The sequence below is a fragment of the Streptomyces sp. NPDC050856 genome (assembly GCF_040653855.1).
Taxonomy (GTDB): domain Bacteria; phylum Actinomycetota; class Actinomycetes; order Streptomycetales; family Streptomycetaceae; genus Streptomyces.
Map to the genome: position 1 here is coordinate 12,561 of NZ_JBFAGV010000049.1, position 15,640 is coordinate 28,200.

16 protein-coding genes and 2 pseudogenes are annotated in these 15,640 nt (G+C 73.1%); 11 read left to right on the forward strand and 7 right to left on the reverse strand.

Annotated features, from left to right (window positions below; all coding sequences use genetic code 11):
• The first annotated feature begins 54 nt into the window (after positions 1–54).
• Positions 55–1,605, forward strand: coding sequence for an ATP-dependent DNA ligase (locus AB0H53_RS28080; protein ID WP_362119135.1), 1,551 nt, complete (start codon positions 55–57; stop codon positions 1,603–1,605).
• On the opposite strand, the gene AB0H53_RS28085 is transcribed toward AB0H53_RS28080, so the two are convergent.
• The gene (locus tag AB0H53_RS28085; protein ID WP_362119138.1) at positions 1,587–2,105 is read right to left on the reverse strand and encodes a DUF6328 family protein; all 519 of its coding nucleotides are present in this window, start codon (positions 2,103–2,105) and stop codon (positions 1,587–1,589) included. The two genes, AB0H53_RS28080 and AB0H53_RS28085, sit on opposite strands and share 19 nt — an antisense overlap.
• Positions 2,106–2,415: 310 nt before the next feature.
• Here AB0H53_RS28085 and AB0H53_RS28090 point away from each other — a divergent pair, with 310 nt between their 5' ends.
• A complete protein-coding gene (locus AB0H53_RS28090) occupies positions 2,416–3,078 on the forward strand; it encodes an HAD family hydrolase (protein WP_362119141.1) in 663 nt (220 codons plus the stop codon).
• Positions 3,079–3,247: 169 nt separating this feature from the next.
• Here the strand turns inward: AB0H53_RS28090 and AB0H53_RS28095 are convergent, their stop codons facing one another.
• Complete coding sequence (locus AB0H53_RS28095) at positions 3,248–3,571, reverse strand: plasmid stabilization protein (protein WP_362119144.1); 324 nt, start codon at positions 3,569–3,571, stop codon at positions 3,248–3,250.
• A 184-nt stretch (positions 3,572–3,755) separates the two neighbouring features.
• Here AB0H53_RS28095 and AB0H53_RS28100 point away from each other — a divergent pair, with 184 nt between their 5' ends.
• Entirely contained in the window at positions 3,756–4,142 is a 387-nt protein-coding gene (locus AB0H53_RS28100) for a hypothetical protein (protein WP_362119147.1), read from the forward strand.
• A gap of 94 nt (positions 4,143–4,236) precedes the next feature.
• Here AB0H53_RS28100 and AB0H53_RS28105 read toward each other — a convergent pair whose 3' ends face one another.
• Complete coding sequence (locus tag AB0H53_RS28105) at positions 4,237–5,208, reverse strand: LLM class F420-dependent oxidoreductase (RefSeq protein ID WP_362119150.1); 972 nt, start codon at positions 5,206–5,208, stop codon at positions 4,237–4,239.
• 131 nt (positions 5,209–5,339) lie between these two features.
• Here AB0H53_RS28105 and AB0H53_RS28110 point away from each other — a divergent pair.
• From AB0H53_RS28110 to AB0H53_RS28125, 4 genes and pseudogenes are all read left to right on the forward strand, one after another.
• Positions 5,340–5,604, forward strand: a pseudogene (locus tag AB0H53_RS28110) (hypothetical protein); the annotation flags it as partial.
• Positions 5,605–5,914: 310 nt separating this feature from the next.
• Entirely contained in the window at positions 5,915–6,919 is a 1,005-nt protein-coding gene (locus AB0H53_RS28115) for an aldo/keto reductase (RefSeq protein WP_362119183.1), read from the forward strand.
• Between the two features lie 51 nt (positions 6,920–6,970).
• On the forward strand, positions 6,971–7,432 hold the full coding sequence (locus tag AB0H53_RS28120) for an SRPBCC family protein (protein ID WP_362119153.1): 462 nt from the start codon (positions 6,971–6,973) through the stop codon (positions 7,430–7,432).
• Positions 7,433–7,855: 423 nt separating this feature from the next.
• Positions 7,856–8,314: a response regulator gene (locus AB0H53_RS28125; protein WP_362119156.1), complete on the forward strand. Its 459-nt coding sequence runs from the start codon at positions 7,856–7,858 to the stop codon at positions 8,312–8,314.
• A gap of 108 nt (positions 8,315–8,422) precedes the next feature.
• Here AB0H53_RS28125 and AB0H53_RS28130 read toward each other — a convergent pair whose 3' ends face one another.
• Entirely contained in the window at positions 8,423–9,319 is an 897-nt protein-coding gene (locus AB0H53_RS28130) for a hypothetical protein (protein WP_362119159.1), read from the reverse strand.
• Positions 9,320–9,649: 330 nt separating this feature from the next.
• Positions 9,650–10,075 (reverse strand): subtilase-type protease inhibitor, encoded by a 426-nt coding sequence (locus AB0H53_RS28135; protein ID WP_362119162.1) that lies wholly within the window; start codon positions 10,073–10,075, stop codon positions 9,650–9,652.
• A 770-nt stretch (positions 10,076–10,845) separates the two neighbouring features.
• Between AB0H53_RS28135 and AB0H53_RS28140 the strand changes: the two genes are divergently transcribed.
• Positions 10,846–11,430 carry a carbonic anhydrase gene (locus AB0H53_RS28140; RefSeq protein WP_362119165.1) on the forward strand — a complete coding sequence of 195 codons (585 nt, stop codon included), beginning with the start codon at positions 10,846–10,848 and terminating at the stop codon, positions 11,428–11,430.
• 73 nt (positions 11,431–11,503) lie between these two features.
• Positions 11,504–13,087 (forward strand): SulP family inorganic anion transporter, encoded by a 1,584-nt coding sequence (locus AB0H53_RS28145; protein ID WP_362119168.1) that lies wholly within the window; start codon positions 11,504–11,506, stop codon positions 13,085–13,087.
• Here AB0H53_RS28145 and AB0H53_RS28150 read toward each other — a convergent pair.
• On the reverse strand, positions 13,060–13,257 hold the full coding sequence (locus AB0H53_RS28150; protein ID WP_362119171.1) for a hypothetical protein: 198 nt from the start codon (positions 13,255–13,257) through the stop codon (positions 13,060–13,062). The genes AB0H53_RS28145 and AB0H53_RS28150 overlap by 28 nt on opposite strands.
• A gap of 196 nt (positions 13,258–13,453) precedes the next feature.
• Here AB0H53_RS28150 and AB0H53_RS28155 point away from each other — a divergent pair, with 196 nt between their 5' ends.
• Together AB0H53_RS28155 and AB0H53_RS28160 are read left to right on the forward strand one after the other, a co-directional pair.
• The gene (locus tag AB0H53_RS28155; RefSeq protein WP_362119173.1) at positions 13,454–13,915 is read left to right on the forward strand and encodes an SPW repeat protein; all 462 of its coding nucleotides are present in this window, start codon (positions 13,454–13,456) and stop codon (positions 13,913–13,915) included.
• A gap of 224 nt (positions 13,916–14,139) precedes the next feature.
• Complete coding sequence (locus tag AB0H53_RS28160) at positions 14,140–15,423, forward strand: MFS transporter (RefSeq protein WP_362119176.1); 1,284 nt, start codon at positions 14,140–14,142, stop codon at positions 15,421–15,423.
• A gap of 91 nt (positions 15,424–15,514) precedes the next feature.
• Here the strand turns inward: AB0H53_RS28160 and AB0H53_RS28165 are convergent.
• Positions 15,515–15,640 (reverse strand): annotated as a pseudogene (locus AB0H53_RS28165) (type III polyketide synthase); the annotation flags it as partial.

Sequence of the window (15,640 nt, forward strand, 5' to 3'; positions counted from 1 at the left end):
CGCCCGGTCCGCGCGGCGCGTGCGGTGGGGGCGGCGGACGTGCACCATGGCCGCATGCTGCTGCTCCGTCTCGCGGAAGTGTCCCAACAGGTCGCCGCCACGTCGGCGCGTTCGCGGAAGATCGCCGCGCTGGCCGATCTCTTCACCGCCACGCCGCCCGAGGAGGTCGCGCTGGTCATCGCGTACCTCTCGGGCCGGCTCCCGCAGGGGCGGATCGGTGTCGGCTGGAGTGCTCTGAAGGATCCCGCCCCGCCGGCCGGCCGGCCCACCCTGACCGTCACCGGCACCGACGCCGCGCTCACCGCCCTCGCCCGGGTCGCCGGACCTGGCGCACAGGCCGAACGGCGGCGGCTGGTGCGGGAGCTGATGGCCGCCGCGACCGCGCCCGAGCAGCAGTTCCTGCTGCGCTTGCTGACCGGCGAGGTCCGGCAGGGGGCCCTGGACGCGATCGCCATGGAAGGGGTCGCCCAGGCCGCCGCCGCACCGGCCGCCGACGTACGGCGCGCGGTGATGCTGGAGGGCTCCCTGCCGCGCGTCGCCCAGGCACTGCTGGCCGAGGGCCCCGCCGCGCTGGAGCGGTTCGCGCTGCGGGTGGGCAGCCCGGTGCAGCCCATGCTGGCCCACACCGCCAAGAGCGTGTCCGAGGCGATCGGCGCCCTCGGTCCGTGCGTGGTGGAGGAGAAACTCGACGGCATCCGCGTCCAGGTGCACCGGTCCGGTGACGAGGTCCGCTGCTACACCCGCTCGCTCGACGACATCACCGACCGTCTCCCCGAAGTGACGGCCGTCGCACTGGCCCTGGCAGGGGATCAGTTCGTACTGGACGGTGAGGTGATCGCCGTGGACGCCGCAGGGCGGCCGGCCCCCTTCCAGGACATCGCCTCCCGAGTGGGCTCACGCCTCGACGTGGCGACGGCGGCGGCCACCCTGCCGGTGTCACCCGTGTTCTTCGACGTCCTGGCCGCCGACGGAGCCGTGACCCTCGACCTGCCCGGCCGCGAGCGCCACGCCGTCCTCACCCGCCTCGTTCCCGAGCCGATGCGGGTCCGCCGCACCCTGGTCGAGGACCCGGGACGGCCGGAGCAGACCGAGGCGGCCGAGGCGTTCTTCGCCGACACCCTGCGGCGCGGCCACGAAGGCGTCATGGTCAAGGGGCTCGACGCGCCGTACAGCGCCGGCCGCCGCGGCCGCTCCTGGCTGAAGGTCAAGCCGGTGCACACCCTCGACCTGGTCGTCCTCGCGGCCGAGTGGGGCCACGGCCGGCGCACCGGCCTGCTCTCCAACCTGCACCTGGGCGCGCGTGCCGCCGACGGCACCTTCGTGATGCTCGGCAAGACGTTCAAGGGTCTCACCGACGCCATGCTCCGCTGGCAGACCGAGCGCCTGCGCGAGCTCGCCGTCGACGACGACGGATTCACCGTTCGTGTGCGGCCCGAGCTGGTGGTGGAGATCGCCTACGACGGCCTCCAGCGCTCCCCCCGCTACCCGGCCGGGGTCACCCTGCGGTTCGCCCGCGTCGTGCGCCACCGCCCGGACAAGCCCGCACATGAGGCGGACACCGTCGAGCAGGTGCGCGCCACCGGCGCTCAGTCGCCCGTCGTGTAACGGTGCCTGGCCCACACCGGCAGCAGGAACCAGCACACCAGGTACCAGGCCACCACCCCGGCAACCAGCCACGGTACGAAACCGTCGTGCGTGGCCACGCGCAGCACGAGCGACAGCGCGCACACCAGGGTCGCCAGCAGCAGAACCAGCCCGGCGACGGTCAGCCGGGAGGCCCAGACCACCGCGTGCGGCTTCAGCCGCCGCCCCGAGACGATCCGGTGGAAGGAGACCGGACCGATGAGCGCGCCGGTGGTGAGGGCGCCGAGTGCCACCGTGGTGATGTAAATGGCCTTGTCGGTGCTGTCCAGTTCGGCGTAACGCGGCGTGAAGACCACCGTCAGCAGAAAGCCGAAGAGGATCTGCACCCCGGTCTGCGCGACCCGGATCTCCTGCATCAGCTCGGTCCAGCGCCGGTCGGCGCGCTCTTCCAGGCTCTCGTCACGGCCCCGTATCGGCCCGTTGTCGAGGTCCGACGAGTTGCCCTGTCTCTGCTCCGGCATGTGATCCTCCCGAGTCGTGGTCCGCAGACTGCTTGTATCCGGGAAGGCACAGCTCAACCGGGGGTACGGCAGCAGGAGGAACTCCAGGGGTGTCGCACCGGCGGAGCGCGACCGTCCGCCGCGCCGGACCCATGCTCGTAACGACCCGCCCCCGGCAGGGCCGGTGGACCCCCAAACGTCCCGGGGCGGGCCTTTTCGCGTTTATCCGCGGCAGCGGGGGCACCGGAGTCCGGGCCGGCCGCTGCCGCCCCGGCGGGCAGCACGAAGGCCGGGCTCAGCAGCCACCCGACGCAGAAGGAGAGACATCCGGATGACACGAGCCGCGGTCTTCGACGTGGACGGCACCCTCGCCGACACCAACCACCTGCACGTGACCGCCTGGTGGGAGGCGTTCCGGCAAGCGGGACACGATGTGCCGATGCACGCCGTGCACCGGGCCGTCGGCCTGAGCTCGGACGATCTGGTCGACCACCTGCTCGCCCCGGACCGTGACCGGAGCCAGGACGACGCGATCAGCGCGGCCCACAAGACGCTGTACGCGACGTACTTCGACCGGCTGCCCGCCTTCAAGGACGCGGGGCGTCTGCTGAAGCGCCTGGCCGCCGAGGGCTGGACGATCGTCCTGGCCACGTCCGCCGGAGGAGCGGAGCTGTCGGCGCTGCGCCGCGCCATCGACGCCGACGAGGTCATCCACGCCACCGCGAGCGCCGACGACGTCGAGGCCGGCAAGCCCGCGCCCGAGCCGGTGCGGAAGGCGCTGGACCTGGCCGGGGCACCGCCCGAGCACTCCGTGTTCGTCGGTGACACCGTGTGGGACATGAAGGCCGGCAGCCGGGCCGGTGTCACCTGTGTGGGCCTGCTGTGCGGCGGCATTCCGCGGGCCGATCTGACGGAGGCGGGCGCCGCCGTGCTCTACGACGACCCCGCCGACCTCCTGGCGCACCTGGACCGCAGCCCGTTCCGGACCGGCTGACGCCGCCGGGCGGCTCGCCCGGGTCCGCCCGCCGGGGCCGGGCGATCAGGTCCGACCGCCGGCCCGGGCCCGTTCGCCGGGCCGGCCGCCCGGGGCGGGGCCAGCGGTCGGCCGGGGCCGACGGTCCGACCGGCCGGCCGCTCCGCCGGGGCCGGGGCGGGCTCCCTCCTCACTTGCCGAGTTCGCGCTCCAGGTCCGACTTGCTCATCGAGGAGCGGCCGTGGACGTTGCGCCGCTTGGCCTCCTGGTACAGCTGGTCGTACGTGGGGCCCTGGGACCCGCTGCCGGAGCGCTGTCCTCCCCGCTTGGCGGAGGACATGTCCCGCGTCGAGCTCCTGCTGGCGGTCTTGGACTCGCCGGCGCGCGCCCGCTCCTTGTTCACCGTACGGGCGGCGATCTCCTCGGAGCGCTTCTCGCTCGCACCGCGCTTCTTGGAGCTCTCCTTGATGTGCTCGTACTGACGCTCACGCTTCGGACTGGATCCTGCCGGCATCATTCCTCCTGACGTCCCCTTGCGGACCCCCCTGCTTCTCCACACCCTCGTACCAGGCACCCACCTCCGCAAACGCGCGCGAACAGGCCCGAACCGGATGAACGCGCCGCCGGAGATCCTGATTGGAGCGCCGGAGGCGAGGTAGTCGTGCCTGTACGGACGACGGATCTAGGAGTGGAGCGAAGTGGAGAACAACGGAACGAACAACCACCCCTCGGACTGTGACGTCACCGTCCAGCTCAGCGACTGCGACCGGGAGGACGCGCAGACGGTCTTCGCCACCCTCGACCACGTCTTCGCGGGCGGCGAATCCTCCGCGCCGGGACCCAGGACCGGGCACGGAGCCGAACCCACCGTCTGGATGGCGACGTTCGACAGCTCCGCGCGCTCGGGTGACGACCTGCCCGACCCGCCGCGCCTGGCCTCACCGGTCCAGGCCCTGCTGACAGGCGACCAGCACGCCGTGAGCGAAGTGGAGAAGGCGCTCGGTCAGCTCTTCGATGTGCGCTCCTCCGAATCGGTCGCCGGAGAGCACGAGAAGGAGGCGCGTCTGCTGCTCGCCTCCCGCTGACACCCCGCCCCGTCCTCACCGCGCCCGGCCCGGCCGGGACACTCACGCACCCGGCCCGGCCGGCGGTCTCCCCGCCGGCCGGGCCGTCCCCCGTTCAGCCGAGCGCCTCGCGCAGCGCGGGCAGCAGTGTCCTGGCCGACCAGTCCAGGAAGGGCTCCTGGGCGTCTCCGCCGATCTGCACCAGAGCGACCTCGGTGAAACCGGCATCGGCGTAGGGCTTCACCGCTGCCACGAAGTCGTCCGGGTCGTCACCGCACGGGATCGCCTCGGCGACGTCCTTCGGCCGGACGAACCGGGTGGCGGCGTCGAAGGAGTCCGGGTGCGGCAGCTCCGCGTTGACCTTCCAGCCGTTGCCGAACCAGCGGAACTGCTCGTGCGCCCGCGCCACCGCCGCGTCCCGGTCGGGGTCGTAGCAGACGGGCAGCTGCCCCACCCGTGGTTTGCCCCGGCCCCCGTGCCGGTCGAAGGCGGACAGCAGGTCCGGCTTGGGCTCGGTCGCGATGACCAGGTCGGCGAGGCGGCCCGCCAGGGCGCAGGACCGCTCACCGGAGACCGCGATCCCGATCGGCGGCGGCTCGTCCGGCAGGTCCCAGAGCCGGGCGGACTCCACGTCGAAGTGGGCGCCGCGGTGGGTGACGTGGCCGCCCTCGAAGAGCGCCCGGATGATCTCCACGGCCTCCTCCAGCATCTCGTGCCGCACGTCGACCCCGGGCCAGCCACCGCCCATCACGTGCTCGTTGAGGTTCTCGCCCGACCCCAGCCCGAGCCGGAAGCGCCCCTGCGAGAGCAGTTGCAACGTGGCGGCCTTCTGGGCGACGACGGCGGGATGGTAGCGGAAGGTCGGGCAGGTCACGTACGTCATGAGCGGGATGCGCGAGGTGGCCTGCGCAGCCGCGCCCAGTACGGCCCACGCGTAGGGCGAATGACCCTGCGACCGCAGCCAGGGGAAGTAGTGGTCGGAGGTGACCGAGAAGTCGAAGCCCGCCTGCTCGGCCCGCACGACATGGTCGACAAGGGCTCGCGGTCCCGCTTGCTCCGTCATCATCGTGTATCCGATGTTCACCATGAGGTGGCGGGTTTCCCGCCGCACGGACGGAAAACACGCACGGACACGGTGGCGCCCTTCCGGGCGGCGTGTCCACACCGAGCGTCGTGTGCGGGGCGGCGCGGCCGGACCGTCGGGCGCGACCCGGCCCCTATGCCACGACCGGCTCCGGCCTCATCCGCGAGCGGATCCCGGACGGCGCCGACCGGGACGGGATCATCCTCCACGACATCGACGACGGGACCGTGCCCGCCGTCCCCGGCACCATCGACGAGCCAAGGTAAGGGCTTCACATTCGTGACCGTGTCGCGGTTCATGGCGCCCGCCGAGCCGGAGCCCGGCCCGGCCCACCGTCCTTGGGCCGTCACCCGGGTGGCGCCCACGTCAAGTCGCCCACCTGTGGCGATGTCGTGGTGACGCGGCTCACAGCCGACAGTGGCCCGGCCTGGGAACGCCAACCGATGGTTTACCGTTCATTCATATGTGGTAGCGAAGAGGACCCGCGCAGGATGCCTCGCCACCACGACAGGCCGCCCCGGCTGGAACCCCCCCCGTCCAGCCGGGGCTCTGTCGTACCCGGCGCCGTCCCACCCCGCACCGGCCCTCAAGCGATCGCGTTGACCGGGGGCGGCACCCCCCCTACCCTGATCACCCATCTGTTCGATCAGCCAGGAGAACCCCCGTGCGGCCCGCCCCCCACCTCGCCGTCCACGACCGCTACGACGGCATGCGCTATCAGCGCTGCGGCCGCAGCGGTGTGCTGCTGCCGCAGGTCTCGCTGGGGCTGTGGCACAACTTCGGCGACACCGACCCGCTGGAGACGCAGCGCGCCGTCCTGCGCCGCGCGTTCGACCGCGGCATCACCCATGTCGACCTCGCCAACAACTACGGCCCGCCGTACGGCAGCGCCGAGGCCAACTTCGGCACCCTCTACGCCCAGGACTTCCGTCCCTACCGCGACGAGCTGTTCATCGCCACCAAGGCGGGCAACGAGATGTGGCCGGGTCCGTACGGGGAGGGAGGCTCCCGCAAGCATCTGCTCGCCAGCCTGGACCAGTCGCTGGCGCGCACCGGCCTCGACCACGTCGACGTCTTCTACTCCCACCGGCCCGACCCGGGCACGCCCGTGGAGGAGACCGCCGGCGCTCTCGCCACGGCGGTGCGGCAGGGCAAGGCCCGGTACGCGGGCCTGTCCAACTACGGCCCCGGACAGATGGCCCGCGCGGCGCGGGTGCTCAAGGAACTCGGCACGCCCCTGCTGGTCAATCAGCACGCCTACAACATGCTGGACCGGGGGATCGAGGACAGCGGGCTGATCGCCGCCTCCGCCGAAGCGGGCGCCGGAGTCGTCGCCTACTCCCCACTGGCACAGGGCCAGCTGACGGACCGCTACCTCAACGGCGTGCCCGCCGGTTCCCGGATGGCCGCCGGTCACTTCCTCAAGCGCGACACCCTCACCGGGGAGAGGCTCGCCCTGCTGCGCGCCCTGGACGCGTTCGCGGGCGAGCGCGGCCACACCCTGGCGCAACTCGCGCTGGCCTGGGTGCTGCGCGACCGGCGTGTCACCTCCGTGCTCGTCGGCGCGAGCAGCGTGGCCCAGCTCGACCAGAACCTGGGCGTCCTGGACGTATCGCCCTTCGAGGCGTCCGAACTGGCGGAGCTCGACCGGCTCCTCGGCCGTGCCGGGCACTCCCCGGTTCGCCCGGTGGCGCCGGAGCGTTCACCCCGGTGAATCGGGGGTACCCGCCGGACGTTCCCGACCGGCGGACCCCCGGAGGCATCCATGGCGGTACGGCACCAGCTGATCAGAAGAGCCCCCGAAGCGGTGTGGGCCGTCCTGGAGGACGGATCGCGTTACGGCGACTGGGTGGTGGGCACGTCCTCGTCGAGGCAGAAGGACGACACCTGGCCCAAGGTCGGGTCCGCCATCGCGTACACCGTGAGCCTCGGCCCGTACACGGTCGAGGGCGAGACGGTCGTACGCCGTTACGACCCGCCGCGCACTCTGGAGCTGGAGGCCCGTACCGGCCCGCTGGGCACCGCCAGGATCGCCATCGAGGTCCGTCCCTGGGGCGAGGAGACGCTGGTCATCGTCGACGAGCACCCGTTGCGCGGGCCCGGCGGCCTCCTGCACAACACCCTGGTGGACGCCCTGCTGCAACTGCGCCACCGGGCGATGCTCGGCCGCCTCGCCAAGCTGGTCGAGCGGACCGCGCCCCGCCCCGTCCCCGACCGCGGGCAGTGACGGAGCCGGCGACGCCGCACGGGCGGACGCCGTACGACGACCCGGCCGACGAGCCGTACGACACGAGGACGTACGCGGCGACGCCCCGCCCCGCCGGCGGACGCGGCGGTGACCGGGACCGGCCCCCATGACCACCGCGCCGGGACCACGCGCCACGGAGGGCGGCCCGCCCCCTGACCGACGGCCGCCGCGCGCTCCCGGAACGCGACCGTTCGACCCGGCGGCCGACCGGAACGCCGACGCCCGGCGGCCCCGCGCGGGCATCCGCCCAGTCCGCCGTACGCTCGTCCGCGCGCCCAGCGCGCCCTGGCGAGTCGCGGCCTCCGTACGCAGGACCGCTGCCCCGCACGTCTTGTTCGACGCATGCTGACCTGAGGGCGACCGGGCACCGCCGGCCGGTCACCCGGAGAGGAGGTGGGTGCCGTGGCGGTCGCGGAGAAGGTCCTGCTGGTCGACGACCACGAGGTCAACCTGTTCGCGCTGCAGAGCGCCCTGTCCTCGCTCGGCCACCCCCTGGAGACGGCCACCAGCGGGGACGCCGCCCTGAAGGCCGTCCTGCGGGGCGGCGTCGCGGTGACGGTCCTGGACGTGGTGATGCCGGGGGTCAGCGGACTGGACGTGCTCCGGTACATGCAGCGGCTGGAGCAGACCCGGCACATTCCGGTCCTCCTGGTGACCGGGATGGGCGTGGACTCGCGGCTGGCGCAGGAAGCGATGCGGCTGGGCGCGGCGGATCTCCTGGTCAAGCCGATCGATCCGTGGGCGCTGCGGATCAAGGTCAACTACCTGCACCGGGCCGGCCGCCTGTTGTCACCGCGTCCGGGCCGTGCGCCGGCCCGGGGCCGCCCGGTACCGGTTCCACCGCCGGGCGCGGCGGGGTGAGGAACCGGCCCCGTCCACGCCGGTGTCCGGCCGCGGACCCGCGACCGACCGGTGCGGTCCGGCCGGCTGACGTGCCGGCCGCGCCCACCCCTCCCGCCGCCCCCGGCCTCACCCCTCCTCGGCGGCCAGCCGCTCGGCGAGCAGTGCCGTGTCCTCGGCGCGGCGGCGGGCCCGGGCGGCGGCCCGGCCGGCCAGGCGGGCGCGCTCCCCGGCGGCGCGGGCCCGGGTGTCGGCCGCTCGGCGGTCCTCCTCCGCCCGCCTCAGCTCCTCGGCCAGGGTGGTCACCCGCCGGCCGGCCTCCTCCAGCTCCGCCGCCGCGCGCCGGCCGCCGGACTCGGCCCGCTGGTGCTCCTCCTCGCGGGCACGCGCCTCCCGCTCGGCGCTCTCGGCGTCCCGCCGCGCCCGATCCAGCTCGGCCCGCCGCCGCTCCGCGTCCTGCCGCGCTTGCTCGCTGGCCCGGCCGGTGCCGGCGGCGGCGACGGGACGGGAGGGGCGGCGGCGGCCCGCCGCCGTCGTGGGAGCGGCCGACGCCGCGGTGAAGCCGACCGGGGCGCTCAGCGGTTTCGCCAGCCGCCCCGCCGCCCACTGCCCGGCGGCCAGCGGGTCGGCCAGGACCGCCTGCAGTGTCGCCTCCACCTCGCGCTGGACGTCGTCGCCGACCGGTTGCCCGGCCTCCGACGCCAGCCGCCGTGCCTGCCGCGCGAGTGCCGTGACCAGCGCGTGCCGTTGGTGGCTGAGCTCGCGCAGGCGTGGTCCGTCGAGCGTGTGGTGGGCATCGCGCAGCCCTTCCCCGAGAGCGACCAGCGTCCGCGCCTCCTCGGGCCGTTCGCGTACCAGGAGGTTGCTCGCCCAGGCGGCCAGGGTCGGCCGGCGCAGGGCCCGGATCGCGTCGGCCAGGGCCCGGTCGCCGGACCTGCGGGCCTCGGCGGCGCGCACGTCGCGGGCCGCGGTGAACCGGTCGGGCCGCAGCCCGTACAGCTCGTCGGCGACGCTCTCCAGATCCACTGTGCACTCCGGCGGCGTGTGCGGGGTGGTGCGTTATGCGCACCTTCAGAAGTATGCCTGTTGTGGTGGTGGGGTGCGGAGGGCGCAGAGGGTGCGCACGGGTGTGGGGCCTGGTGCCCAGGTGGCGCGCCCACGTGGTGCGCCCGGGCGGTGCGGGTGACGGCGACGGCCGGTCACGGTGGAGGCCGGCCGTCATCCATGAATCCCGGGACTTCCCACCGGCAAATGCGCGCTGAATTAACGGCAAACTTCGGGGACGAGGAAAACCCGCACGGCCGGGTGGGCCGTGCGGGTCGGGTTGATCCAGCACCGGGGACGGTGCCTGCGGCCTCAGAAGTTGAAGACGCTCATGCTCTGGGACTGCATCACGCAGGAATTGGAGAACGTCTGCTCGTGGTTCACGCGCCGCCCCTCCCAGACTCCCTGCGCGGTGACGACCACGGGGTCGTAGATCTTGATGCAGGGGCGCTGGTCGTCGCTCTTCAGCGCCTCGAACCGTCCGTCGGCGGCGCGCAGTTGGTTGCACGCCTGCTTGGCCGCGGGGTGCGTTCCCCCAGGCGTGGGGCTGCAGGTGAGCGTTACGGCTCGCGAGGGCGCTGCGGTCGCGGCGTCCTCACCCTGCGCCACGGTGAGGACCAGCGCCGACGGCGCGTAGAGCCCCGGTGCAGGCGCGGCGGCCTCCGCCACGGCAAGCGGGCTCAAAGCCCCCGCAGCAGCCAGACCGTACACGACGGCGCGCCTTACCAGTGTCCGCATTGCAATGACCCTCTCACTCGATTTCGGTTGGGTGCGGTGCTCACATTGCCGTGCTGGTGCTGTTGACGCACATTCACCGATGCTTTCAAGTTTTGTCGGTTATTCAAGCAGTGACGCGAAAGTGACCGTGAGCAAAGTCATGACGGGGCGATACGCCCCGCTCACCGGCCGTGTCCGGTCCGCCGCCGGAGGTTCAAGACTTGACCAAGAGCGGGAAAAGCGCGGATCGGCCACCGGCAACACGTCCGAAACGTGATGGTGGCGAGGGGTTCCAGTCGGCGATGGGTGCGTCGCGGAGCCGCCGCTGGGCCGTCGCGGGGCCTTCGTGGACCGGTGGGTCACCCGCCGGGGGGCGCCTCCACCCGGCCGCGCGCCACGCCTTCGCCCCGCGGTGACCAGCCAGCACCTGGCCGAGGCCGCAACGGGGTGTTTCGTCCCGCCCTGGGCGCCTCCCGCCGGGGCGCGTCCCGGGCGTCACTCGCGACAGGTCGCTCCCCAACCGCCCTGCCCGTCCCCGTTGGTCACGATCTGTCACCGAAGCGGCGGCACAAGGGGGTTGGCCGACGCGTAGTGTGACCCTGGCGTGAATCCATCTGTCATCAGAAGGTAATGTTCTGGCAAAGTGGCAGCAGCCGCTGTGGCGCACCATCGGAGAACCGCACCACGGTTCGGCCCCACAGCGCCTGCGGCCACCCCGCAGTCCCCCACTGACAATGACCCGACCACACCGCCCCCGGCCGTCACGGCCGGAGCGCAGGAGGCAGGCCGCCATGAAATCGTTGCTCGACAACGCCCGTACGTTCCCCGTCAAGGTCGCCGAACGGCGGCAGGAGTTCCGTGACCTCGCCGCCGGACAGGCTCCGCAGGCCCTCTTCATCACCTGCTCGGACTCCCGGGTGATCCCCTCCCTGATCACCGGAGCCCGCCCCGGTGAGCTGTTCGAACTCCGCACCGCCGGCAACATCGTCCCCCGCTACGACGCCGACCGGCCAAGCGGTGAGACCGCCACCATCGAGTACGCGCTGCGCGTCCTCGGCGTCCGCGACATCATCGTCTGCGGGCACTCCCACTGCGGAGCCGTCGGAGCCCTGGTCCGGGGCGAGGACCTCTCCGCCGTCCCGGCCGTACGCGGCTGGCTGGAGCGCGCCGTTCCCGAACCGCCGGACACCGACGACCTCGCCGAAGCGGTGCGCCGGCACGCCGTGGCGCAGCTCGGCACGCTTGGCCAGTACCCCGCCGTGCGGGACCTGCGAGCCAAGGGGCGGCTGTCGCTGCACGCCTGGTACTACGAGGTGGACACGGGTGCGGTCAGTGCCCATCTCCCGGAATCGGACGGGGAGTTCGCGCCGCTGTGACGCGGCCCGCTCGCCTCCCTGTCCCCGCCCCGGCCGTCCGCCCTCGCGGACCCCACCGCTAGGAAAACCCCTCATGCGAACGTTGTTGAAGAACCCCTCCGTCCTACGACGCGACTTCCTCGCGTCGCTCGTCGTCTTCCTCGTCGCCCTGCCCCTGTGCGTCGGCGTGGCGGTCGCCTCCGGCGTACCCGCCGAACTCGGTCTGGTGACCGGCATAGTCGGCGGGCTCGTCGTCGGTCTGCTGCCCGGCAGCTCGCTCCAGGTCAGCGGTCCCGCCGCCGGCCTCACCGTGCTGGTGTACGAGGCCGTGCAGGAGTTCGGCCTCAAGGCGCTCGGCGCGATCGTCCTGGTGTCCGGCCTCCTCCAACTGGTACTCGGCGCGCTCCGGTTCGGCCGGTGGTTCCGTGCCATATCGGTCGCCGTCGTCCAGGGCATGCTCGCCGGCATCGGCCTGGTCCTCGTCCTGGGCCAGGTGTACGCCATGGCCGACACCGCTCAGCCGTCCGGCGGACTCGGCAAGATCGCCGGCCTGCCGGGCCTGGCGGGCGAGGTCCTCTCCGGCGGTACGGCGCTCAGCGCCTTCCTGATCGGCGTGGGAACCGTGGCCGTTCTCGTGCTGTGGCCCAGGCTGCCCGCCCGGGTGCGCGTCGTGCCCGGTCCGCTGGTCGCGGTGGGGCTCGCCACCGCCGTGGTCGCCCTGCTCGACCTGCCCCTCGCCAGGGTGGAGGTACAGGGGCTGCTGGAAGCCGTCCAGCCGCCCGGTGCCGGCGACTTCGCCGGCCTCGCCGGGGTGGCGGCGCTCGGCACGGTCCTCGCCTTCACCCTGATCGCCTCCGCCGAGAGCCTCTTCAGCGCCGCCGCGGTGGACCGGATGCACGACGGCCCGCGCACCGACTACGACAAGGAGCTGATGGCGCAGGGCGTGGGCAACACGCTGTGCGGTGCGCTCGGCGCCCTGCCGATGACCGCCGTCATCGTCCGCAGCTCCGCCAACGTCCAGGCGGGCGCGCGCACGTCGCTCTCGCGCGTGCTGCACGGACTGTGGCTGCTGCTCTTCGCCGCCCTGCTGCCCGCAGCGATCGGCGTCATCCCGCTGGCCGCGCTCGCCGGTGTGCTGGTCCACGCGGGCTGCAAGCTCGTCCCGGTCAAGGAGCTGGGCCCGCTGTGGCGCGAGCACCGGGGCGAGGCGGTCGTCCTGGGCGTCACGGCCGTGGCCATCCTGGTCACCAACCTCTTCGAGGGCGTGATGCTCGGGCTGCTGCTCGCGGTGTGCAAAACCGCCTGGGAAACCTCGCACCTGCACGTCGAGGTCCGGGAACTGACCGGTGGACGCCTGGTGGCCACCGTCACCGGCAACGCGACCTTCCTGCGGCTGCCGAAAATACTGGAGGAGCTGGAGGGCCTGCCGAAGGACCGGCCCATCGAACTGGACCTGTCCGGGCTGCGCCACCTCGACCACGCCTGCCGCGTGGCCCTGGAGAACTGGGCGCCGCGCCACAACGACGCGGGCACGGAACCGGTCCGGATGCTTCCCCCACCGGCGGCCGTCGCCGGACGGGTCAGGGGAGAGGACCCGGCCGGCCCTGTCCCCACCGGCCCGGTGTCAGTGGAACGCGAGCCGGCCCCGGCTCACTCCTCGGCCCCCTCGAGGACGTAGTCGACGACGGAATCGGGCGTCAGCCTGTCGTGCTTGACCAGGCCGACGCCCGAGCTCCTGTCCGGTCCCGGCTTCGGCTGAGGCTCGGCTGCGGCGCTCTGCGCGGTCGCGGTCCCGGTGGCCAGCAAGGCGCCGGTGGCCGCGGCCATCGCGACGGTGCGGAGATTCACGGTTCCCCTCTCGGTCGTTGGGCGTGCCGTGGATCAACGAGTTCGGCCCGGAGAGGTGTCGACGGGCCGGAGTCGCCGCCGTCCGTGCCCGGTGCGCCGGCGGGGCGGGCGGCTCCTCCGGTTGACCGAAATGCCGGATAAGGGGTTATATGGGGTTAAAGGGCAGATAAAGTCTTCCACAGGAGGCAGGCCCGCGATGACCACCCACCCGAGCATCGAGCAACACCCCGACGTGGCCGAGATGCGCTCCCGGTTCGAACGAGCCACCAGCACCCCACGCGCCCAGGCGATAGAGACACTGGCTCTCCTCACGGGTCTGTACCTCGCCGCCTCACCGTGGATCGCCGGCTTCAGCGGGCTGACCACTCTGGCCGTGTGCAACCTGATCACCGGCATCGCCTACGCGCTGTGCATGGGCGGGCTCGGCTCCGCCTACGAACGCACCCACGCCATGGCCTGGGCCGCCATCGCCATCGGCGCCTGGACCATCGTCTCCCCGTGGGTCGTCGCCGGCAACGTCGACACCACCCGCACCGTGGTCAACAACATCATCGTCGGCCTCGTGGCCCTGCTGCTCGGCCTGGCCATGGCGGCCATGGACCGCACCGCCCGCCCCCGCTCCCGCCGCGGCGGACCCGGCCCGGTCATGGACAGGTGACCTGACACCCCGCGCCTCAAGGCCCCGGCCCATCCAGGCCGGGGCCTGTCGGCTGCCCGGGCCGCCCCGGCCTCCCCCGCTGTCCCTCCGCCGCGACGGCGACCGCGGCGCCCCGTGCCACCAGCCGGGTACCGGCTCCCGGCCTCCCGTCCCGCCCCGCGCCCTCACGAAGCCGTAACACGACGGAGGTGTGCGGACCGGCCGGCGAGGGGAGGGCCGTGATCATGACACAGACTCTCGCTCCGGCCCGCCGCCCCGTCCGGCAGCTGCTGGCGGCCTCCGTGGGCAACACCGTGGAGTGGTACGACTGGTACGCCTACACCTTCCTCGCCACCTATATCGCCGGGCAGATATTCCCCCGGAGCGCCGGGAACTCCCTCGTCCCGCTGCTGTCCACGTTCGCCGTCTTCGCGGTCGGGTTCTTCATGCGGCCCGTCGGCGGCCTGCTCATGGGCGCCGTCGCCGACCGACACGGCAGACGGACCGCGCTGACCGTGACCATCCTCCTGATGGGCGGCAGCAGCCTGCTGGTCGGCCTCACCCCGACGTACGCGGCCGCCGGCATCCTGGCGCCGGTGATCCTCGTCGCCGCCCGGCTGCTCCAAGGGCTGTCCGTCGGCGGCGAGTTCGCCGCCTCCACCACCTTTCTGGTCGAGTCGGCGGGGCCCGGCCGGCGCGGGCTTTTCTCCAGCTTCCAGTACGTCTCCACCACCGCCGGCCAGCTCGCCGCCTCCGGTGTCGCCGCGGCCCTCGTCGCTTCCCTGGATCAGGCCCGTATGGAGGGGTGGGGGTGGCGAATCCCCTTTCTCATCGGCGCCGTCCTGAGCCTGGTCGGGTTCTGGATCCGGCGCGGCGCGCAGGAAACACTCACGGACGGCCACGGCGCCCCCGGGCGGGAGCCCCGCCCCCGGCTCTTCGACGCCCTGCGCCAATACCCCCGCCAGTCCCTGCTCATCTGCGGCATCACCGCCGGCGGCACCATCGCCTACTACACCTGGACCTCCTACCTGCCGACGTACGCCGAACTCAACGCCGGCATCTCCAAGGCCGACGCCCTTCTCGCCGGCACCGTCTCCCTCGCCTTCTTCGCGCTCCTCCAGCCCCTGGGCGGACTGCTCTCCGACCGCTACGGCCGCAGGCCGCTCCTGCTCTTCTTCGGCGTCGGCTTCGCCGTGCTCGGCGTGCCGCTGCTGCGCTCGATCGGCGACTCCTTCTGGTCCCTGCTGCTGGTCCAGTGCGCCGGCATGGTCCTGCTGACCGGGTTCACCTCTATCTCGGCGGCCGTCAACGCCGAGGTCTTCCCGGCCCGGGTGCGGGCGGCCGGCATCGGTTTCCCGTACTCCCTCACGGTCGCCCTCTTCGGCGGCACGGCGCCCTATGTCGGCACCTTGTTCAAGGAGTCGGGGCACGCGGGCCTGTTCCCGTGGTACGTGGCCGTCGTGTGCCTGGTCTCCGCCGCGGTCTACCTGCGCCTTCCGGAGACGGCCCACAAGGAGCTCGACCGCTGAGAGCGGGCGGTGGCCGGCCGGACGGTGGGCCGGCCGGGCGGGGCCGCCGTCCGGGTCCGTCCGCCGACGGACCCGGACGGCCGCGCCCCGCTCAGGGGGTGCCGGGCGCGGCGGACCCCTGCTCGTGGGTGCGCCAGCGGCCGAGGGCCATTTCGGCGGTGATGCCGGGGCCGAAGCCGGCGAGCAGGCCGCGGGCGGCGTGCTGGGCGCTGCCTTC